We start from the raw sequence: 20,540 nt of genomic DNA, 5'->3' as shown, positions 1-20,540 counted from the left end.
CAGCTACTCCGCGTCCGCCGAAAGCTCCCGCAGCGCGTCCTGGAAGGCGCGCCCGCGGTCGGCGTAGTCAGCAAACTGATCCATCGATGCCGACGCTGGCGACAACAAGACAGTGTCCCCCGGCTGTGCGAACGAGGCTGCCTCGCGCACCGCGTCACGCATCACGGCAATGCCGCGCTCGGCGGTCACCTCGGCGACTGGAACGCCGGGAGCGTGCTCGGCAAGAATCCCGAGCACCTCCGAGCGCTCCGCGCCGATGACGACCGCGGCGCGGAGGCGGGACGCGTGCTCGGCAACGAGCGGCGTAATGTCGACGCCTTTGAGCAGACCGCCAACGATCCACACGACTCCGGAGAGCGCGCGCAGCGAAGCGTCTGCCGCGTGCACGTTCGTCGCCTTCGAGTCGTCGACCCAGAACACCCCTGCGTGCTCGCCGAGCTGCTGGGCGCGGTGTGCGTCGGGAGTGAAGCTCAGAACTGCGCTCGCAACCTCTGCGGGCTCAACGCCGCGTGAGCGGGCAAGCGCAGCCGCAGCGAGAATGTTCAGCCCCATGTGCGGCTGGCCGATGCCACGATCCTTCAGCTCCTCGACAGTGACGAGCTCGTAGGCCTCGTTCTGTCGCCCCGTGTGGAAGCCGCGGTCGACGAGAATCCCCTCGACGACACCGAAACCACTCGGCGGCGGAGTATCGAGCCCGAAGCTGATCGCGCGGGCGCCCTCGATAACGTCTGCCTCTTCGACCATGCGCTCGGTCTCGAGATCTCCTCGGTTGTACACGCAGGCGACCTGCGTGTTCTCGTAGACCCTCGCCTTCGCGTTGCGGTAGGCCTCGGCGCCGCCGTGCCAGTCGAGGTGGTCGTCCGCGAGGTTCAGGCACGCGCTCGCGTACGGAGACATCGAGCGGACGCGCTCCAACTGGAAGCTTGAAAGCTCGAGCACAAGCACGTCGTACCCAATGGGGTCGCGGAGCGCATCGAGCAGCGGCGTACCGATATTGCCGACCGGTGCCGCCCGCAGACCACCGGCGACGAGCATGTGCGCAGTGAGCTGAGTGGTTGTCGTTTTGCCGTTCGTTCCGGTGATGCAAATCCAGTCGGCGATCCTCGCCGTCTTATCGCGCAGACGCCAACCGAGCTCGATGTCGCCCCACACCTCAACGCCGTGCTCGTTCGCCCACTCAATCACGGGGTGATGCGCCGGGTAACCCGGCGAGATCACGATGAGCTCGGGATCGAAGCCTGTGAGCTCTGCGATCTGCGCATCGTCAGTCTCCGCGAGCGCACGCTCCGAACCAATCACGTCGAGCAACCGCTCGCGGTCGGCGTCAGGCTTGCCGTAGACGACGCGAACGCGGGAGCCAAGCTCGACGAGTGTGTCAGCAACGGAGAAGCCAGTCGCACCGAGACCGAGCACGGCGACTCGCAGCCCTGACCAGTCGTGGTGCCAGCTTGTCAGCGCGGCGAGACGATCCTGAACTGCGGTCATTGGCTCAGCACCCATTCTGCGTAGAAGCCGCCGATTCCGACGATCGCGAAAATACCTGCGATCATCCAGAACCTGACAACGATCGTCACTTCAGCCCAGCCTTTGAGCTCGAAGTGGTGGTGGATTGGGCTCATCAGGAAGATTCGCTTGCCCTTCGTCACCTTGAAGTAGAGCCGCTGCAGGATGACTGAGCCGGTTTCGATGATGAACAGGCCACCGATCAGGATGAGCAGGACCTCGGTGCGGGTGAGAATCGCGAGCGCAGCGATCGCGCCACCGATACCCATTGAGCCAGTGTCACCCATGAAGATCTGGGCGGGGTTCGTATTCCACCAGAGGAAGCCGGCGACGCCGCCGAGGAACGCCGCCGCGATCACCGCGAGGTCCATCGGGTCGCGAACCTCGTAGCAGCCGGCCTCGCCCGCGGTCGCCGCGCAGTTCTGTGCCGACTGCCAGAACCCGATAAGCACGTACGCGGAGAACGCAAAGATCGATGCTCCCGCTGCAAGGCCGTCAAGGCCATCGGTCACGTTCACAGCGTTTGTGGTCGCAGTGACGATCACCATGACCCACAGGATCACCAGAATCGTGCCCGCGATGATCCCGAGGCTCATGAAGTCAAACGGCAGGTCACGGAAGATGGAGATGTGCGTCGACACAGGCGTGAGGCCGTGCTCGTTCGCAAACTGCAGGCCAAGGAGCGCGAACGACACCGCAATCACGACCTGGCCAAAGACCTTCGCCCAGCCGCCGAGGCCCGCGGAATTCTGCAACCTCGTCTTCATGAGGTCATCGATGAAGCCAACAGTGCCGGCGCCGACAGCCATGAGAATGACGAGCAGCGCCGACGGCGTCGGGGTCTCCCCCATGACAAGCTTGCCGACGAAGTAGGCGAGCACTGAGCCTGAGAGGAAGATCAGGCCGCCCATCGTTGGCGTGCCTCGCTTCGTCTCGTGCTCCTTCGGCCCGTCGACGCGAATCGGCTGCCCCCAACGGAGCTTGTTGAAGCCGCGAACAAATAACGGCGTCAGTAGCAGTGAATACAACAGCGAGAACCCCGCCGCGATGAGCATGGCAATCATGCGTATGCCTCCCCCAGGCGGTCTCCGAGGGCCTGCAGGCCCGCGGCGTTCGAAGACTTCACTAGCACCGTGTCATCGGTAGTGAGCATCTCGACGAGATAATCAAAAGCTTCGTCCTGCGTCTCGAAGAAGACGCTCTCGCCATCCCACGAGCCCTCGTTGATGGCGCTGATGTGCAGGTCGCGCGCGTCTCGGCCGACGACGACGAGCTGCCGGATCCGCAACCGCACGGCTTGCAGCCCGACTCTGAGGTGCTCTTCGATCGTGTAGTCCCCGAGTTCGGTCATTGCGCCGAGCACGGCGACCGAGCGGCCTTGAGGCTTCGTGATCTGGGCGAGCGTGCGCAAGGCGGCGCTCATCGAATCGGGGCTCGCGTTGTAGGCGTCATTGATGATCGTGATTCCGTCGCGACCGCCGAGCACCTGCATACGACCCGGAGCCGCCAGGGTCGCCGCTTCGAGCACCTCAACGATCGCGTCCAGCGAGAGGCCGAGCGTCGTTCCGACGGCTGCAGCAGCGAGCGCGTTCATGACGTGGTGCTCGCCGAGCACCCGAAACGCAACGGAGCGCGACTCGCCGCCAGCGTGCAGGGTAAACGTCGTGCCGCTTGCCGAAGGCTCGATATCGCTCGCACGGACATCTGCCTCGGGGTGCTGACCGAACCAGACAACCCGCGCTGGGGTGAGCTCAGCCATCTTGGCGACACGAGGGTCGTCGCGGTTGAGCACCGCCACACCGGTCGCGTCAAGGCTCTGCACCATTTCGCTCTTCGCGCGGAAGGTCGCTTCGATGCCGCCGAACTCACCGGCGTGCGCAAGCCCGACAGTGAGCACCACGCCAATATGCGGCTGAGCCATAGCCGTGAGCCGAGCGATCTCGCCGACGCCACTCGCACCCATCTCAGCGACGAGGGTCTCGGTCTCGGGCGTCGCGCGGAGCATCGTCATCGGCCCGCCGACCTCGTTGTTGAACGACTTCTCGCTCGCAACCGTCGGGCCGAGCTTCTCGGCCATCGCAGCGACCAAATTCTTCGTCGTTGTCTTCCCGTTCGAGCCCGTGATCCCGACGATGGTCAACTTGTCGTGTGCGCGCAGGCGCTGGATCACCGCGGTCGCGAGAGCGCCAAGTGCGTCAGTTGCGTCACCAACGACGAGCTGCGTGACGGCTGGAACGCCGGCGTCGAGACCGAGTTCTGCGGCGCTGAGCTCGCGCTCCACGACAAGCAGCTTCGCGCCAGCTCGCGCGGCCTTTCCCGCAAAGAGGTGGCCGTCAGTGTCGTCACCGCGCCTCGCGAAGAAGATCTGGCCTGGCTGCACCTCGCGGGAGTCGGTCTGGGACTCCCCCGACACCAGGGTGTCAGGCGTGTCGCCTGGGGCGAGCACGAGCCGGCCCCCAATCGCGGCAGCGACCTCGGAGAAACTGAGTTCAATCACGCAAGCAATCCTGCCTCGCGGAGCGCGCCGCGTACTTCATCACGCGCCGAGTACGGGATAAACGCCCCGGCGACCTCCTGGTAGTCCTCGTGTCCGGGACCGGCATACAGAATAACGTCGCCCGGTTCTGCGAGCGAAATGGCGAGGCGAATCGCGCGCTTCGGATCCGCCTCCTCGTAGAGCGTCGCGTGGGCTGCCGAGCGAGCGCCCTCAAGCAACTGAGCGCGAATCTGCTCGGGTGGCTCGCTGCGCGGGTGGTAGTCGCAGATGATGAGCGCGTCAGAACCAGCAGCGGCGATCCTACCCATCTCCTCGCGCTTCGTCGTGTCGCGGTCGCCGTCGGCACCGAACATGAAGATGATCTTGCCCTCGGCGACCTCGCCTAGCGCGTCAAGCATCGCCTCAAAGGCCCCTGGAGTGTGGCCGTAGTCGACGTAGAACCGGGGCCCGGCGCCACCCTCGGTGATCTCCTCGAGCCTGCCGGGAATCTGCACGGGGATGAGCCCATTAGTGAGTCCCGCCTCAACCCTGGAAATAGGAATTCCCGCCTCGTGCAGCATGATGAGGGCGAGCGCGGCGTTCTCGGCCATGAACCTCCCGAACACCGGCACCCTGCCGCGGAAGTGTGCGCCCTCGGGGCCCTGAAGCACGAAGGCGACCCCGTCGAGATTCTGGGCGGTGATCGCGAGGTGCCAATCGGCGCTCTGGCCGTACTCGGTCGCGAGCGTTGTCACCGGGATCTGCGACTCGCGTGCGACGCGCTGCCCCCACGGACCGTCAACGACGACAACGCCGCGTGCGGCGTGCTCCGGGGCAAACAGCGCGAGCTTCGCCTGGAAGTAGGTCTCCATGTCGCCGTACTCTTCGAGGTGATCCTGCGAAAAGTTGTTGAACGCGACGACGTCGAAGTGCACCCCGTCGATGCGGTGGCGCCCGATGGCCTGCGCAGAGACCTCGATCGCGACTCCTTCGACACCCCGCTCAACCATGCGGGCGAGCAGGCCGTGTAGTTCGGAGGCCTCTGGGCTCGTGAGGTTCGACACGATCACCTCGTCGCCGATCCTGCGCTCAGCCGTCGAGCTCAGGCCCGGGCGAAGCCCGGCCGCCTCGAGAACCTGTGCGATGCAATACACGACGCTTGTCTTGCCGTTCGTGCCAGTCACGCCAAACGTCTTCGCAGCGAGCGCGTCAGTGCCGTAGACACGGGCCGAAAGCTCGCCGAGGATCGAGCGCGGGTGCACATCGGCGACAAGGATCGGGAGCCCGGCGACGCCTGCAGCGAGCGCGATGTCGCGGCCCGCAGCGTCAGTCAGCATCGCGGCCGCGCCGCTCGCGAGCGCCGCATGAGCGAAATTCGCGCCGTGATGCTTCGCGCCGGGAATGCCGACATAGAGGTCGCCAGGCTGGACATCACGCGAGTCGATAGTCACGCCAGTGACAACCACCTCGCCGTCTGCGTGTGCGAGTTCGAGAGAGAAGGGCTCAGCGAGCTGCGCGAGCGTCACCTTCTGCGGGTGCTGGGGTCTGATCGTAAGATCACCGGTAGTGCTGGTCACGTGTATCGATCCTACCCAGCTGACGCGAGCTCATCGCCAATTGGCAACTTCTCGTACTTGCCTGTCGACGGCGGAATGTGAAACTTGCGGATCGTGGACTCGGCCGCATCGTGGAACGCGGTCACAGCCGCGGCGGTTCCGTCACCACCGTGCGGGTATGCGACTGTCGCCACGATCACGTACTGCGGGTCGTCCATCGGGAACATGCCTGCGAAGCTGTAGACGAAGTCAGTGCGGTAGCCACCCTGGCCGTCAGACTGCTCGGCGGTTCCCGTTTTTCCGCCGATCCGGTAGCCGGGAATCGCTGCCATGTCCTTGATGAGGCCGTCAGTGCCGATGGTTTCAAGCATCTTCCGGGTCTCGGCCGCCGCTTCAGGCGAAATCACCTTGACGTCGTCGCCGTGGTCGGGCGCGACAGCCTTCCCCTCCTCCGGCGTGCACTTCTTCACAATCGACGGCGGCACCCGCACGCCGTCGTTCGCGATCGTCTGGAAGACCCCGGCGGTCTGCACGATCGTCGACGACAGGCCCTGACCGAACATCGTCACGTAGCTTGTCTGCGCATCCCAGTCAGCGACGTCCGCGAACATACCCTGGTCCTCGAGCGGCATACCGGCGTTCGTCGGCTGGCCCACCCCGAATTTCTTCAGGTACTCGTAGCGCGTCTCGGGCGAGAGCTGGCTGCCGAGCATCGAGATGCCGACGTTCGAGGAGTAGACGAGCGTGCCTGTGAGGGTCCAGTCGGCCGGGCCGTGGTTAAACCAGTCGCTGAAGGTAACGCCCGACTGCGGCTGCCAGTTGTCTGGCGCCGTGACTGTGCTCTGCGGCGTGGCGAGGCCCTTGTCAATGAGCGCGGCCGCGGTGATGATCTTGAATGTCGAGCCGGGCTCGTACGGCGAGGTGAAAGAGCGGGCGTTTCGCCTGTCACCGTCAACCGCACCAACGTCGTTCGGATCCACCGAGCCGTCCTCGGCGACCGCGACGAGCTCGCCCGTCTTCGCGTCCATGACGACGAGGTAGCCGTACTCGGCACCAACGTTCTGCACCTGCTCGTTGATGATTTGCTGGCTCGCCCACTGCAGGTCGAGATCGATCGTGAGCTCGACCGTGCCGCCGTTCTGCGCCTTTTTCGTCTCCACCACACTGCCGGGGAGCTGGATGCCGTCTGCGCCGCGCTCGTAGGTCTCTGCCCCGTCTTCGCCCGCGAGGCACTCGTCCTGCGAGAGTTCCACACCCGCCTGGGCGACCTCGTCCTGCCCGGCGAAGCCGACAATGTTGCCGCCGACGGCGCCGTTCGGGTAGACGCGCTTGTGCTGGCTTTCGAAAGTGAGCCACGGAATCTGCAGCTTTTTGAGCTCCTGCAGCTGGTTGAGGTCGACGCCCCGCTTGACGTACGCGAAGTCCGACTTCTTATCGACCTCGAGCGCGTCGTCGACGATCTTCTTGATCTCCGCGCCGCTCTGGCCCGTGACCGAGCCGATCTCCGCGTACGCCTGCTCGAGTGTGACGTCGATGGTGCCCGCTCCGCGCTCGAGATCCGGGCGGGTAAACCCGCCCTTGTTCACGAGGGTGTTCTTCGGCGAGAGCTGCACGTCGTAGCGCTCATCAGTCGTCGCCAGCACGTTGCCATTGCGGTCGACGATGTCGCCGCGCACGCTCGAGACAGTGACCGGAACTGCGCGTTTCTCGTGGGACTCCTCGTTCATCGCCGCGGCAGAGATCATCTGCAGGTCGATAAGCCGGACCATGAAGGCGAGCGCGACGAGCACGAGAATGGCGAAGACAACCAGGTTTCGCCCTCGCGTGCCTCGCAGGGTTCGCCACAACACTCGTTCGTCTCCTAACGGGCCCGCCGAGCGGACTAGTGCGTTTCTGGTGCGGGAAGTTTGCCCTGCCATGCTACGGCCGCGGCGGCGTCGACGATGGGAGCAGCCTGAGCGTTTCGGTTCGTGAGGAGACCCTTCGCGTCAACGACAGGCAGGTTCTCGAGCTGAGCGTTTGGCACAAGGTTCGGGCTAGCCTCGCGAGTCGTTGAGTTCAGGTCTCCCTGGATCGCACCATCGCTGAGGCGCATCGTCGCTGGGGCGACGTTTTGCACCATGCCGAGCGCGGCTGCATTCTCGACGAGGTTCTGAGGCGATGCGAGCTTGTCGAGGTTCTGCGACAGCACCCGTTCGACGCGGCCGAGGTCGCGCTCCTCGATCTCGAGCGCGCGGCTCTCATACGCGCCCTGCGACACGAGAATGCTGAGTGCGAGCTGGGCTGCGAATATTCCGAGGATGACGCATACGGCAACGATCGCGCCGAGCACCGGGCTCTTCTTCGGCTTCGCGGCCGGAGCCGGAACCGGGCGCAGTCGATCTGCGCGATCGCGCGAGGTGTCGCGCAGCGGCGCGGGCGCGCCGAACAGCTCAATCGGATCTACCTCGACGGGAACTGTTGCGTTCATCACATTTCCCTCACTCGTTCTGCCGCGCGAAGCCGTGCCGGGATAGCGCGCGGGTTCACTGCCTTCTCTTCGTCTGTCGCCTGCTCAGCGCCCTTTGTCAGGATGCGCAGCTCAGGCTTGTGTTCTGGAAGCTCGACGGGAAGCCCCTGCGGTGCCGTCGAGCGGCTCCGGCCCTGAATGGCCCGCTTCACGATGCGGTCTTCGAGCGACTGGTACGACATCACCACGAGCCTTCCGCCGAGGTTCAGCCTGTCGATCGCCGCGGGGATCGCGCGTTCAAGTGTCGCGAGCTCACCGTTCACCTCGACGCGGAGTGCCTGGAACACCCGCTTGGCCGGGTGCCGCTTGCCGAGAACCGCGGCAGGGGTCGCCTCCTGCAGCACATCGACGAGCTGACCCGAGCGCTCGAGCGGGGCGACTTTGCGCGCCGCGACAATCGCCCGGGCGTAGCGACCTGCGAGCGGCTCCTCACCGTAACGTTCGAAGAGCTCTCGCAGTCGCCCCTCGGGCTCTTCCGCGAGAATCTCAGCCGCGGTGCGCCCCCGGGTTTGGTCCATGCGCATATCGAGCGGGGCGTCTTGAGCGTAGGCGAACCCACGGTCGGCGTCGTCAAGCTGCAGCGAGGAGACGCCGAGATCGAACAGCGCACCGTCAATGCTCCGTGCGCCGGCTTCAGCGAGCGCCCTGTCGATCTCGTCGTAGACGGCGTGGACAGGCACGAACCTGTCGCCGAACCTTTCGAGTCTGGCGCCGGCAAGCTCGAGTGCCTCTGTGTCGCGGTCGAGCCCAATAACTGTGAGACCTGGGAAGCGTTCAAGAAGCGCCTCGGTGTGACCGCCCATCCCGAGCGTCGCGTCAACAACGAAAGCTCCGTCGCGCTCCGCGCCGGGGGCGAGGAGTTCAACGCAGCGGTCAAGCATGACGGAGGTGTGCAGCTCGGCAGGATTGCGTGGTGTGGGCTGTGCCATAACGTGTTCCCGGCTAGAACATGCCGGGAATCACCTCCTCTTCGATGTCGGAGAAGACTGATTCCTGCTCGGTCAGGTAGGTCTCCCATGCCTGGGCGTCCCAGATCTCGGCTCGCGAGCCCGCGCCAATGACGGCGAGCTCTCTATCGAGGCCCGCGTAGTCGCGAAGAGTCTGGGGAAGCGTCACGCGGTGCTGCTTGTCTGGCGTCTCAGGGTGTGCACCCGAAAGAAACACGCGGAGGTAATCCCTTGCCTGCTTCGACGTGAGCGGCGCCTGCCTGACTCTGTCGTGCATCGCCTCGAACTCGCTCTCGCTGAAGACGTAGAGGCAGCGCTCTTGGCCACGGGTGATCACGAGTCCGTCGGCGAGTTCGTCGCGAAACTTCGCGGGGAGAATCAGCCGGCCCTTCTCGTCGAGGCGCGGAGTGAACGTGCCGAGAAACATAGTCCACTCCCCTCCTCATTCGATACGTTTCTCCCACGGTACTCCACTTCCCTCCACTTATCACGCAAATGGCCGTTATTTCTCGAATAGATCTCGAAAGTTCTGTTGATTTGACTGGTGGAGCAAAGTGGAGCGATTTTGGGCGGTTTCGCGCTCTTTTGCGCTCGCCGGTGCATTTCCCGGCGCTGAGGGCCGCACTACCAGGCAGAACCGGCGGCCTGTACGCAGGCCCAGTGGCTCGGAGTGCGGTGTCTCAGTAGCCCAGCTGCTCAGCAGCTCGGCTGCTCAGCGGCTCAACAGCTCGGCGACTCAACAGCTCGGCGACTCAGAGGTGCGGCGACTCAGCCCAACGGCTCACCAGCAAAGCCACGGCCCTTAACCCGCAGATCTGCAATACAAATCACGGTGCCCAGAGATCCGGGCATTTCTCGTGTAGATCCCAGGCGCAACGGTTGGCGACGGCTGACTCGAAAGGGGAATAAAAAACGGGCCACAGCCGAAGCTGTGACCCGTGTGGAGGAAAGTGGGGCGACCTACTGGCCGCCCATCCGCTCATCCCAGCGGCGTTCCATGCGATCTGCAAGCGATTCCTTGGCCTGCGCCGTCTGACGGGCGCTTGAGGAGAACTGCTCTGGCTCAACCTCTGTTCTCTTCGAGAACATCACAAGCACACCACCAAGCATGGCGACGAACCCGAGAAGACCGAGCCACAGCTGCTGCATGGCGGCCCCACCGATGAGCAGGCCGATGCCAGCGAGCGCGAGCAGCGTGCCAAGCACGAGCGAACGGTAGTTAAAACGACGCGGCACGCCCGTCGATGCAGGAAGCAGATCAGCCTCGCTCTGATAGAGCCGACGCTCCATCTCGTCGAGCAGCCGCTGTTCGTGTTCTGACAGCGCCATGATGCCCCCTTCACCTTAAGAAAAGTCTTCCCATCCAGTCTACGACCACGGCCGCCGGATAGGCTAGTCGGGTGGACGAAACGACGAGACTCGCAGGCCTTATTCAGGAGCGATTGAACGACATCATCGACAGCCACCGCGCAGACCTCGAGCCGCTCGGTCCAGACGCGGCTCCGCTGCTCGACGAGGCCAAGGGTTTCCTGACCGGCGGCAAGCGATTCCGGGCCCTGTTCGCCGTACACGGGTATCGCGCCGTGCGCCCCCTCGACATTGCCGGCCCGGTGACGGCCGAGTTCGGCGCTGTCCTCGACGCCGCGTGCGCCCTTGAGCTTTTCCACGCAGCAGCGCTCATCCATGACGACGTCATCGACCGCTCCGACACGCGCCGTGGCCGCCCAGCCGTCCACAAACGCTTTGCCGGGCTTCACGGCGAACATGGCCACCGCGGCGCGCCCGAGCACTTTGGCATTTCGAGCGCGATCCTGCTCGGCGACCTCCTCCAGTCGTGGGCCGACGAGCTCATGAACCGCGCCTGCGACGCGGTAGCTGAGTCGTCCTTCTCGCGGGCAGCCCGCGCACACTTCAACAGGATGCGCAGCGAAGTCGCTGTCGGCCAGTACCTCGACGTGCTCGAGGAGCAGCGCTCAAGCTTCGCCGAACACGCGGAACAGCTCGACCGCTCCACTCGTGTGCTCGTCTACAAGTCGGCGAAGTACAGCGTTGAGGCACCGCTCCTCATCGGCGGGGCGCTCGCGGGCGCTAGCGCAGAACAGGAGGCTGCCCTCGCGGGGTTCGGTCTCCCTGTCGGAGTCGCGTTCCAGCTACGCGACGATCTCCTTGGCGTCTTCGGAGATGAAGAGCTCACGGGCAAGCCGAGTGGTGACGATCTCGTCGAAGGCAAGCGGACGGTGCTTGTGACACTTGCGCGCGAGGCGCTGCCCGTGACCCAGCGGCGCATTTTCGATGACCTGCTCGGCACCGACCTCGATACCGAGCAGGTGTACATGCTGCAGCGCACCATTCGCGACAGCGGCGCTGAACAGCAGGTCGAACAGATGATCACGCGCAACATCGACCGCGCGCACCGAGCACTCGCAGAGCTTGACGGCGCAGCGGCAGAACGCCTGAGCGCTCTCGCCGGCCGCGCCGCCAGCCGGAGTTCTTAACTCAGAACGCGAGCGACTGTGTGGCGCGGCGTACCGCGCTCTTGTGACCGGCGACGAGCGAGTCGATCGGCCGCACGCCGAGTTCGTCGTTCACCGAGAACAGCCAGTTCATCGACTCCTCAGAGTTGAGTCCGGCGTCGCTGAGCGCGAGCAGCGTGCCGCGCAGGGAGTGTAGCGGCTCGTTGTCGTCGTTGATGAACTCGACTGGCACCCGCCGAACCCCGTCGATGCGCACGATCGCGAGATAGTGGTCTTCAACGAGGCGGTGTACCTTGCCGAGCGGGATCCCGAGGCGCTCAGCGACTTCGGGGATAGTAAGGGTCGAGCCGATTGATGCAGTATTCTCTGACACCCCATAACTCTGCCAGCGTGTTCCCCGAAGCGCAATCCGCAAGCACACGGCGCGCGGCAGGGTATGCGCATGCAATCTTCCGTAGACTTTCCCCGTGACCCCTGCCACTATCGACCCGCTTATCGGGCAGACGCTCGACGCGCGCTACGTGATCCGCTCACGCATTGCCCGCGGCGGTATGGCAATGGTCTACCTTGCGCACGACCTGCGGCTGGAACGCAAGGTCGCCGTCAAGGTGATGCACGAACACCTCGCTGAAGACGCAGACTTCACACGACGCTTCGACCGCGAGGCTCGCAGTGCTGCACGCCTCTCGCATACGAACCTCGTGAACGTGTTCGACCAAGGTCAAGACCTTGGCAGGGTCTACCTCGTCATGGAGTATCTGCCGAGCATCACGCTCCGCGAACTCCTCAAGAAGCAACAGCGGCTGACGCTCGATCAGAGCCTCGAGATCGGCGAAGCCGTGCTCGCTGGCCTCGCGGCGGCTCACAACGCTGGGATAGTGCATAGGGATCTCAAGCCCGAGAACGTGCTGCTCGTAGACGACGGCAGGATCAAGCTTGGCGACTTCGGCCTCGCACGAGCGGTGAGCGCAAACACGACGACGGGCCAGGCCCTGCTCGGAACGATCGCGTACCTCTCCCCCGAGCTTGTCACCCGCGGCGTTGCCGGTGAGCGCAGCGATCTCTACGCGTTCGGCATCATGCTCTACGAGATGATCACGGGCTCCCAACCGTTCACCGGCGAACAGCCAATGCAGATTGCGTACCAGCACGCGCACTCGGACGTGCCCGCGCCGTCGGAATCAGGCGATGTCTCGACTCCCGCACTCGACAGTTTCGTTGTGTGGCTGACGCAACGCGATCCTGAACTTCGGCCAGCGAACGCGGGCGAGGCGCTCCTGCATATGCGCGAACTCCGCAACGACCCGTATGGCATGCCCGAGGCACTCGCGACAGCCGTGCTCCCGATTGGGCAGGGCCCCGGAGACACAACCGTGCTGCCCGGCAATGCGTTCGACGACGCCGCGACGACGCGCCTCACTCCTTCCACGACAGTACTGAACGGTGTCGAACAGGCAGCCCTGCAGGCTGGCACCCGGGACGCCGCGGTCGCGCCTGCAGCCGCCGCGACGAGCACCGATCGCGCACACGCCCAGGGCGTTCGCCGCGCTCGCAGGGGCAGAACCATGGCGCTCATCGTCACCGCACTCGCCGTCGCGACAGGCGCCGGAGCCTTTTGGTTCGGACAGGGACCAGGCTCCGCCGTCACAGTTCCCGAAGTCTCTGGCATGACAGTTGCCGACGCTCAGGCCGAACTTGAAGCGCTCGACCTGACAGTTGCGGTGACAGACTGCTCGAGCCTTGAGGTCGAGGTTGGCCTTGCCTCGGCAGTGACCCCGGGCCCGGGTTCTCGACTCGACCGCGGCTCCGAAGTCACGCTCTGTAAGTCGACGGGCCCGGAAATGCTTGCCGTGCCAACGCTTGTCGGCCTCCAGCTTGACGATGCCACAGCGCTCATCAGCGACAGCAAGTTCACATTTGGCGAGGTGTCCGACACCCGATTCTCGGACACGCCCGAGGGCCAGGTGCTCGCCGCTCTCGACGCCGACGACGCCGAGATTGGCAGCACGTTCCCAGAGCGCGGCACTATCAACCTCATCGTCTCTGCAGGCCAACCTCCGTCGGTCAACGGTCTCACAGTCGACCAGGCGACAAGCGTGCTCAGCAAGAGCGAGCTCACAGTCGATAGTGCCCACAACACCGAGGTCATCTCAGACGATGTCCCCAAGGGGCAGGTCGTCGCCGTGAACTGGACGACAGACCCTGTTCGACCTGGCGACACTGTCGGCCTGCAGATCTCGACAGGACCCGAGCTCTTCGAGATTCCTGACGTGTCAGGGCTCGGTCTCCAGGAAGCAATGGACACGCTCGCAGGCGCGGGCTTCTCACCCTCGACGCTCGTGCCTGAGGCGCTGCGCGGATTTGCCAAGGCGACGGGCACGAATCCGGCAGCTGGCGAGCGCGTCGAAGCCGGAACCGAGATCAGGATCACCTCTCAGCTCTCGCTCTAGGCGGCCAGGCTGCCAGGCTGCCAGGCGGCCAGGCTGCCAGGCGGCCAGGCGGCCAGGCGGCCAGGCGGCCAGGCGGCCAGGCGGCCAGGCGGCCAGGCGAAAGCAGCTCACGAGCGGTCGCACCTCAGGGACGTACGCAGCTCGCAGAAACAACTCACCCGCTGAGGCCAGGCTCTCGCGAGCGTGCCCTCAGCGGGTTTCAGTTGGTTAGCGTGCGCCAGCGCCCACGGTTCGCTTCAGCTCCTCAGCAACCTGGAACGCGAGCTCCAGCGACTGCATGTGGTTCAGACGAGGGTCGCAGACTGACTCGTAGCGTGTCGCGAGCGCCTCCTCGTCAATGTTCTCCGAACCACCAAGGCACTCGGTAACGTCGTCGCCGGTGAGCTCGACGTGGATGCCGCCAGGGTAGGTTCCTACCTCACGGTGTGCCTCGAAGAATCCGAGCAGCTCATCCATGACGTCACCAAAGCGGCGTGTCTTGAAGCCCGTCGCCGTCGTAATGCCGTTCCCGTGCATGGGGTCGGTGACCCACAGCGGCTGCGCGCCCGCGTCTCGCACGCCAGCGAGCAGGCCTGGGAGCACGTCGCGGATCTTCTCAGCGCCCATACGCGTGATGAATGTCAGGCGGCCTGGCTCCCGCTCAGGATCGAGCTTGTCGATGAGCCGCAGTGCGTCGTCAGTCGTGGCCGTCGGGCCGAGCTTCACGCCGATCGGGTTGCGAAGCTTCGACAGGAAGTCGACGTGTGCGCCATCGAGGTCGCGGGTGCGCTCGCCGATCCAGAGCATGTGCCCTGAGGTGCCGTAGAGCTCGCCTGTGCGCGAATCGATCCTCGCGAGCGGGCGCTCGTAGTCGAGCAGCAGCGCCTCGTGACTCACGTAGAACTCAGTCTGGGTGAGCGCCGTGTGGTCGACCCCGCACGCATCCATGAAGCGGAGTGCGCGATCGATTTCAGTCGCGAGGGCCTCGTACCGCTGGTTCGCGGGGTTTGAGACGAAGCCCTGGTTCCAAGAGTTCACCTGGCGCAGGTCAGCCATCCCACCCTGCGTGAATGCGCGAATGAGGTTCAGCGTCGAGGCTGAGACGTGGTAGCCGCGCACGAGACGGCTCGGATCCGCGGTGCGCGAGGCCGCCGTGAAGTCGTAGCCGTTCACGAGGTCACCTCGGTACGCGGGCAGCGTGACACCCTCGCGGGTCTCCTCGTTGCTCGAGCGGGGCTTCGCGAACTGCCCGGCCATGCGACCGACCTTGATGACTGGCATCGAGGCACCGTAGGTAAGCACGACTGCCATCTGCAGCAGCGTCTTCACGCGGTCGCGGATCTTGTCTGCTGTCGCCGCCTCAAACGTCTCGGCGCAATCGCCGCCCTGCAGAAGGAATGCCTCGCCGCGGGCGGCGCTTGCGAGCCGCTCGCGGAGTTGGTCTACCTCGCCTGCAAACACGAGTGGCGGCTGCGTTGAGAGCTCTTCTTTCGCATACTCGAGCGCGGCGGCGTCGGGCCAGCTCGGCTGCTGCTTTGCCTCGAGTGCACGATATGCATCGAGCTGCTCAAAGGTCTGCTGCGCCGTCAGGGTCTCTACGCTTGCTGCGTTCATGGCCATCCCGTGTGTATCTCAAAGGCGCCGCCCCAATTAGCGGCACCACTCAACACTACCCAACACGCCGCGCCGACGTGGCATTCCAGGCCACAGCCATGAGCGAACGCGCCAGCTAGGAGCCCGCGCGCTCGCGAACGCTCGACGCGTACACGTCGACGTATTCCTGGCCGCTGAGCTCCTGGATCGCGAGCGTGATCTCGTCGGTCACGCTACGCAGCACGAAGCGGTCAGCGCTCATACCCTCGAAACGTGAGAAATCGAGCGGCTGGCCGATCACTGTACCGATGCGCCGGATCTTCGGGAACTTCGCGCCGATCGGCATCGCCTTCTCGGTGTCGATCATCACAACTGGAACGACCGGGACGCCTGACTCAAGCACCATCCGGGCGACGCCAGTTCGGCCACGGTAGAGCCTGGCGTCAGGGCTGCGAGTGCCCTCCGGGTAGATCCCAAGGACGTCGCCGCGGTCAAGCACCTTGAGTGCGGTGTTCAGGGATGCCTCAGATGCCTTACCCCCCGAGCGGTCGATTGGCAGCTGACCGACTCCGAGCATGAAGGTCTTTACGAGCCACCCTTTCAGCCCTTTACCGGTGAAGTATTCGCTCTTCGCGAGGAAGTACACGCGTCGCTCGATCATGATTGGCAGGAAAAACGAGTCGATAACCGATAGGTGATTCCCGACAAGAATTACGGGGCCAGTCGCCGGAATGTTCTCGGCTCCCTCCACCCACGGCCGGTACACCGCTTTCAAAAAGGGCCCGACGATCAGGTGTTTAAAGATCCAGTAAAGCAAAGTGAGCTGGTTCCCTTCGTAGAGCTCCAGAATAGCGGAGCCGCGCGCCCACAGGCGCATAGAGATAGGGTGAGAGCATACATGTTCGCAGCGAAACCGCTGCGAACAGCGTCCGACACGAGGTACAAAGGAGTTGCCGTGAAGCTGTCAGAAACACCACTGCTCGTTCCCCCGGTTCCCGAGGATAACATTACAGACCTTCTCGAACAGCGGGTGGCAGCCACCCCCGATCGCCCCCTCTTCGCCACACCGTCGAATGGCGGCTGGACTGACATCACGGCGACCGAGTTCAGAAGCCAGGTCGTTGCCCTCGCCAAAGGCTTCGTCGAGGCTGGCGTCGAGCCAGGAGACCACATCGCGTTCATGTGCAAGACGAGCTACGAATGGACGCTCGTCGACTTTGCGCTGCACTACGCCGGCGCTGTCATGGTTCCCGTCTACGAGACCTCGTCGGCGCTGCAGATCCACTGGATCCTTGAGGATTCGGGAGCGCGAGGGTTCATCGTCGAGACAGGCGATCAGTTCGGCAGGTTCGCAGAAGTCCAGGATCAGCTCACTCAGGTTGATCTCGTGTGGCGCCTCGACGAGGGCGCAATCGCTTCGCTGACATCGAAGGGCGCGGGTGTCGACGACGCCGAGATCGAGCGTCGCCGAAACCTTGCATCAGGCGATGACATCGCAACGCTGATCTACACCTCGGGTTCCACCGGTCGACCGAAGGGCTGCGTACTTACCCACTCGAACTTCGTCGACTTGTCTCGCAACGCCGGCAGCGCGCTGTCGGAACTCGTGCAGCAGCCGGGCGCCGCGACGCTGCTCTTCGTCACGCTCGCCCACGTCTTCGCCCGCTTTATCTCCGTGCTGTGCGTGCACGGTGGCGTGCGCGTTGGCCACCAGGCAGACACCACCCAATTGCTCCCTGCGCTGAGCACCTTCCACCCCACCTTCCTTCTCGCGGTACCCCGCGTATTCGAGAAGGTCTACAACTCGGCTGAGCAGTCGACCGAGGCTGAGGGCAAGGGGAAGATCTTCCGCACTGCGGCGAAGGTCGCAGTTGAGCACTCCGAGGCGCTCGATGCTGGCAACGTGCCGTTCATGCTCGGCCTGAAGTTCAAGGTGTTCGACAAGCTTGTCTACTCGAAGCTCCGTGAGAAGCTCGGCGGCCGCGTCAAGTACGCAGTGTCGGGTTCTGCACCCCTGAGCCAGTACCTCGGCCACTTCTACAGGAGCCTCGGAATCAAGATCCTCGAGGGCTACGGCCTGACAGAGACGACGGCTCCGGTCACCGTAAACCTGCCCGACAAGTTCAAGATCGGCACTGTCGGCCCCGCGCTGCCCGGCCACACCGTTCGAATCGCCGAAGACGGTGAGATCGAGGTCAAGGGAATCGACGTGTTCAAGGAGTACTGGAACAACCCTGAGGCAACGAAGGCAGTCTTCACCGAGGACGGGTTCTTCAAGACCGGCGACCTCGGCTCGCTCGATAGCGACGGCTATCTGTCGATCACCGGCCGCAAGAAGGAGATCATTGTCACCGCTGGTGGCAAGAACGTTGCGCCTGCGGCTCTCGAGGATCCAATCCGCGCGAACACGATCATCAGCCAGGTCGTTGCAGTCGGCGAGCAGAAGCCGTTCATTGCGGCGCTCGTCACGCTCGACATGGAGATGCTGCCCGCCTGGCTGAAGAACCAGGGTGAGAACCCTGACATGACTGTCGAAGAGGCCGCGCGCCACCCGAAGGTGCTCGCCGAGGTGCAGCGTGCCATCGACGAAGGCAACAAGTACGTGTCACGGGCTGAGTCGATTCGCAAGTTCGTCATCCTGCCGACTGACTTCGTCGAAGCGAACGGTCACCTCACTCCGAAGATGAGCATCAAGCGCGACAACATTTTGCGCGACTTCGCGTCGGAGATCGCCGACATCTACGGCGAAAACCCGCAGACTGAGGCGGTGCAGACGCAGCACTAGCCTGCACAAGACGCATGTGGGGGTGCTCCGGCTCTGAGTCGGAGCACCCCCACATGCGTTTCGTGTGTGTCCGCGCGGCTAGAACCACGTAGAGGTGCGGATCTGCCGCATTGCCTCGCCGCGGGCCTCTCGGTCGAGCCGTGAGATGTACAGCTTCCCGTCAAGGTGGTCGCACTCGTGCTGCAGAGCCTGTGCTTTCAGCCCCTCGCCCTCGATAGTGATCTCGTTGCCCTCGAGGTCGATCCCGCGCACCTTCGCGTACGGGTAGCGCATCACCTCGAACCACAGGCCAGGAACCGACAAGCACCCCTCGCCCGTCGGCACGGGCTCTCCCGATACCTCAACAAGCTCCGGGTTCAACACGTATTCGATGTGGCCGTCGATGTTCAAGCTGAACGCGCGCACGGTGTAGCCAATCTGTGTTGAGGCGAGCCCGGCCCGGCCCGGCTCGTCGACAGTCTCAACGAGGTCGGCGACGATTGCGCGCACCCCCGAATCGATCTCAGTCACCTCGTCGCAGACCGTGCGCAGCACCGGGTCACCGAACAATCGAATCTCGCGTTTTGCCATAGCCTCGATGCTATCGGCTCAGCGCAAATCGCTGCCGTTTTGGAAGAACACCCAACAGTTTCCAATCGGAATCCAGTAAGCTCGAAACGTGCATGTATTGAGTGTGAGCTCCCTCAAAGGTGGCGTAGGAAAGACGACAGTAAGTCTCGGCATTGCGTCGGCGGCGTTCTCACGTGGACTCAGGACGCTTGTCGTCGATCTCGATCCGCAGTCCGACGTCTCCACCGGGCTCGCAGTCGACCCTGAGGGCTTCGCGAACGTCGCAGACGTGCTTGAGTCTCCCAAGGAGAAGGTCGTGCGTTCAGCGATCGCACCGAGCGGCTGGAATGAGTTCCACGAGGGCGGAAAGATTGACCTGCTCGTTGGCAGCCCCTCCGCGATCAACTTCGACGGCCCGCACCCCTCTGCCCGCGACATCTGGAAGCTCGAGGAGGCGCTCGCGACTGTCGAGGCCGACTACGACCTCGTCATCATCGACTCCGCGCCCTCGCTGAACGCCCTGACGCGTACTGCCTGGGCAGCGAGCGACCGCGTACTTATCGTCACCGAGCCGAGCCTGTTCGCCGTCGCAGCAACTGACCGCGCCCTGCGCGCAATCGAGGAGATCCGCCGCGGCGTGAGCCCACGACTGCAACCCCTTGGAATTCTCATCAACCGCACGCAGCCGCAGTCAATGGAGCACCAGTTCCGCATCCGCGAGCTGCGTGAGATGTTTGGCCCCCTGGTGCTGAACCCGCAGCTCCCCGAGCGCCCTGCGCTGCAGCAGGCCCAGGGCGCCGCGAAGCCTGTGCACCTCTGGCCTGGCGAACCTGCGCAGGAGATGGCCGCTAACTTTGACCTGGTCCTTGACCGCGTGCTGAGGTCTGCGGGCCAGGCCGCGGCGCAGGCAAAACAGGCTTAGTAGACTTGGCGCCCAGCGCGCATACGAGAGAGGGGCTCCGCGGCACATGCCGCGGAGCCCCTCTCTCGTATGCGCGAGCTACAAGAACTATGAGGTCTTTCGTGCGGCACGGCGAGCAGCAAGCTCGTCGTTCAGTGACGAGTCATCTGCGGCCTTCTCGCGGTGATCGTCGAGATCGACGAGTGAGGTCTCGACCTCGCGAAGCACCTTGCCAACCGCAATGCCGAACACGCCCTGGCCGCGGCTCACGAGGTCGATGACTTCGTCGCTCGAGGTGCACAGGTAGACGCCGGCACCGTCACTCATCAGCGTCGTCTGAGACAGGTCGTGCACGCCTGCCTCATGGAGCTGCGCCACTGCGGTGCGGATCTGCTGCAGCGAGATTCCTGTGTCGAGCAGACGCTTCACAAGCTTTAGCACGAGGATGTCCCGGAAGCCGTACAGGCGCTGCGAGCCAGACCCGCTCGCGCCGCGGACTGTCGGCTCAACGAGCCCGGTCCTCGCCCAGTAGTCAAGCTGGCGGTACGTGATGCCCGCCGCACGCGCCGCGACGGCGCCTTTGAAGCCCCCGTCGATGTTCGGCTGGGGAAGCCCGTCGCTGAACAGCATCTCTGCGGAGTCCAGGTACTCCCCCGCACCAGCGCCGCTCCCGCCAAATGGCGGATCGATGTGCTCCATGACTTCCCTCTCTCGCGTTGTGCTCAATTCACCTAACGCTATCGGCGAGTGGCCCCCGAGGCAACGACCGCGAGCAGCGAATTGCGATTTCTACCTTCAGGTTCAACTTGAAGGTGAGA

At 64.2% G+C, this 20,540-nt stretch carries 18 protein-coding genes; 4 read left to right on the top strand and 14 right to left on the bottom strand.

Translation table 11 applies throughout. The annotated features are described in order from the left end of the window. Positions 1–3: 3 nt before the first annotated feature. The 9 genes from murD to KI794_RS06775 form a co-directional block, all read right to left on the bottom strand. A complete protein-coding gene (gene murD / locus KI794_RS06815; protein WP_119279324.1) occupies positions 4–1,485 on the bottom strand; it encodes a UDP-N-acetylmuramoyl-L-alanine--D-glutamate ligase in 1,482 nt (493 codons plus the stop codon). Further along, complete coding sequence (mraY, locus tag KI794_RS06810; RefSeq protein WP_119279322.1) at positions 1,482–2,567, bottom strand: phospho-N-acetylmuramoyl-pentapeptide-transferase; 1,086 nt, start codon at positions 2,565–2,567, stop codon at positions 1,482–1,484. The genes murD and mraY overlap by 4 nt, the downstream gene beginning before the upstream one ends. Next, positions 2,564–4,000 carry a UDP-N-acetylmuramoyl-tripeptide--D-alanyl-D-alanine ligase gene (locus tag KI794_RS06805; protein WP_255809586.1) on the bottom strand — a complete coding sequence of 479 codons (1,437 nt, stop codon included), beginning with the start codon at positions 3,998–4,000 and terminating at the stop codon, positions 2,564–2,566. Before KI794_RS06805 ends, mraY begins: the two co-directional genes overlap by 4 nt. After that, the gene (locus KI794_RS06800) at positions 3,997–5,556 is read right to left on the bottom strand and encodes a Mur ligase family protein (RefSeq protein WP_255809585.1); all 1,560 of its coding nucleotides are present in this window, start codon (positions 5,554–5,556) and stop codon (positions 3,997–3,999) included. Before KI794_RS06800 ends, KI794_RS06805 begins: the two co-directional genes overlap by 4 nt. Before the next feature lie 11 nt (positions 5,557–5,567). Continuing rightward, positions 5,568–7,385 (bottom strand): peptidoglycan D,D-transpeptidase FtsI family protein, encoded by a 1,818-nt coding sequence (locus KI794_RS06795; protein ID WP_255809584.1) that lies wholly within the window; start codon positions 7,383–7,385, stop codon positions 5,568–5,570. A gap of 32 nt (positions 7,386–7,417) precedes the next feature. Next, positions 7,418–8,005 (bottom strand): hypothetical protein, encoded by a 588-nt coding sequence (locus tag KI794_RS06790; RefSeq protein ID WP_119279314.1) that lies wholly within the window; start codon positions 8,003–8,005, stop codon positions 7,418–7,420. After that, positions 8,005–8,973, bottom strand: coding sequence for a 16S rRNA (cytosine(1402)-N(4))-methyltransferase RsmH (gene rsmH, locus KI794_RS06785; RefSeq protein ID WP_255809583.1), 969 nt, complete (start codon positions 8,971–8,973; stop codon positions 8,005–8,007). The genes KI794_RS06790 and rsmH overlap by 1 nt, the downstream gene beginning before the upstream one ends. Positions 8,974–8,986: 13 nt before the next feature. Further along, positions 8,987–9,418, bottom strand: coding sequence for a division/cell wall cluster transcriptional repressor MraZ (gene mraZ / locus KI794_RS06780; protein ID WP_119279310.1), 432 nt, complete (start codon positions 9,416–9,418; stop codon positions 8,987–8,989). A gap of 533 nt (positions 9,419–9,951) precedes the next feature. Continuing rightward, positions 9,952–10,320, bottom strand: a complete 369-nt coding sequence (locus KI794_RS06775) for a DUF3040 domain-containing protein (protein ID WP_119279308.1) — start codon at positions 10,318–10,320, stop codon at positions 9,952–9,954. A gap of 71 nt (positions 10,321–10,391) precedes the next feature. Between KI794_RS06775 and KI794_RS06770 the strand changes: the two genes are divergently transcribed. Then, the gene (locus KI794_RS06770) at positions 10,392–11,486 is read left to right on the top strand and encodes a polyprenyl synthetase family protein (protein WP_119279306.1); all 1,095 of its coding nucleotides are present in this window, start codon (positions 10,392–10,394) and stop codon (positions 11,484–11,486) included. Between the two features lies 1 nt (position 11,487). Here KI794_RS06770 and KI794_RS06765 read toward each other — a convergent pair whose 3' ends face one another. Then, the gene (locus tag KI794_RS06765; protein WP_119279303.1) at positions 11,488–11,838 is read right to left on the bottom strand and encodes an Rv2175c family DNA-binding protein; all 351 of its coding nucleotides are present in this window, start codon (positions 11,836–11,838) and stop codon (positions 11,488–11,490) included. 94 nt (positions 11,839–11,932) lie between these two features. Between KI794_RS06765 and pknB the strand changes: the two genes are divergently transcribed. Next, positions 11,933–13,915, top strand: a complete 1,983-nt coding sequence (pknB, locus tag KI794_RS06760; RefSeq protein ID WP_255809582.1) for a Stk1 family PASTA domain-containing Ser/Thr kinase — start codon at positions 11,933–11,935, stop codon at positions 13,913–13,915. 207 nt (positions 13,916–14,122) lie between these two features. Here pknB and KI794_RS06755 read toward each other — a convergent pair whose 3' ends face one another. Beyond that, positions 14,123–15,508 carry a class II 3-deoxy-7-phosphoheptulonate synthase gene (locus KI794_RS06755; RefSeq protein ID WP_119279604.1) on the bottom strand — a complete coding sequence of 462 codons (1,386 nt, stop codon included), beginning with the start codon at positions 15,506–15,508 and terminating at the stop codon, positions 14,123–14,125. Positions 15,509–15,623: 115 nt separating this feature from the next. Further along, positions 15,624–16,304, bottom strand: coding sequence for a lysophospholipid acyltransferase family protein (locus tag KI794_RS06750; protein ID WP_119279602.1), 681 nt, complete (start codon positions 16,302–16,304; stop codon positions 15,624–15,626). 138 nt (positions 16,305–16,442) lie between these two features. Here KI794_RS06750 and KI794_RS06745 point away from each other — a divergent pair, with 138 nt between their 5' ends. Continuing rightward, positions 16,443–18,272 (top strand): AMP-dependent synthetase/ligase, encoded by a 1,830-nt coding sequence (locus KI794_RS06745; protein WP_255809581.1) that lies wholly within the window; start codon positions 16,443–16,445, stop codon positions 18,270–18,272. A gap of 78 nt (positions 18,273–18,350) precedes the next feature. On the opposite strand, the gene def is transcribed toward KI794_RS06745, so the two are convergent. Next, positions 18,351–18,842 (bottom strand): peptide deformylase, encoded by a 492-nt coding sequence (def, locus tag KI794_RS06740; protein ID WP_255809580.1) that lies wholly within the window; start codon positions 18,840–18,842, stop codon positions 18,351–18,353. An 88-nt stretch (positions 18,843–18,930) separates the two neighbouring features. Here def and KI794_RS06735 point away from each other — a divergent pair, with 88 nt between their 5' ends. After that, positions 18,931–19,743, top strand: a complete 813-nt coding sequence (locus KI794_RS06735; protein ID WP_119279297.1) for a ParA family protein — start codon at positions 18,931–18,933, stop codon at positions 19,741–19,743. Positions 19,744–19,830: 87 nt separating this feature from the next. On the opposite strand, the gene KI794_RS06730 is transcribed toward KI794_RS06735, so the two are convergent. Beyond that, positions 19,831–20,352 (bottom strand): MerR family transcriptional regulator, encoded by a 522-nt coding sequence (locus KI794_RS06730; RefSeq protein ID WP_255809743.1) that lies wholly within the window; start codon positions 20,350–20,352, stop codon positions 19,831–19,833. Positions 20,353–20,540 lie beyond the last annotated feature (188 nt).

This window comes from Leucobacter aridicollis, assembly GCF_024399335.1.
GTDB lineage: Bacteria > Actinomycetota > Actinomycetes > Actinomycetales > Microbacteriaceae > Leucobacter > Leucobacter aridicollis_A.
This window is presented reverse-complemented; position numbering and strand designations above follow the sequence as displayed.

Bases quoted from the DNA above. Each gene is read 5' to 3' on its own strand.
- murD (WP_119279324.1), bottom strand. From the start codon at position 1,485: ATGACCGCAGTTCAGGATCGTCTCGCCGCGCTGACAAGCTGGCACCAC.
- rsmH (WP_255809583.1), bottom strand. From the start codon at position 8,973: ATGGCACAGCCCACACCACGCAATCCTGCCGAGCTGCACACCTCCGTC.
- KI794_RS06775 (WP_119279308.1), bottom strand. From the start codon at position 10,320: ATGGCGCTGTCAGAACACGAACAGCGGCTGCTCGACGAGATGGAGCGT.
- mraY (WP_119279322.1), bottom strand. From the start codon at position 2,567: ATGATTGCCATGCTCATCGCGGCGGGGTTCTCGCTGTTGTATTCACTG.
- KI794_RS06730 (WP_255809743.1), bottom strand. From the start codon at position 20,352: ATGCTGTTCAGCGACGGGCTTCCCCAGCCGAACATCGACGGGGGCTTC.
- mraZ (WP_119279310.1), bottom strand. From the start codon at position 9,418: ATGTTTCTCGGCACGTTCACTCCGCGCCTCGACGAGAAGGGCCGGCTG.
- KI794_RS06790 (WP_119279314.1), bottom strand. From the start codon at position 8,005: ATGAACGCAACAGTTCCCGTCGAGGTAGATCCGATTGAGCTGTTCGGC.
- def (WP_255809580.1), bottom strand. From the start codon at position 18,842: ATGGCAAAACGCGAGATTCGATTGTTCGGTGACCCGGTGCTGCGCACG.
- KI794_RS06755 (WP_119279604.1), bottom strand. From the start codon at position 15,508: ATGAACGCAGCAAGCGTAGAGACCCTGACGGCGCAGCAGACCTTTGAG.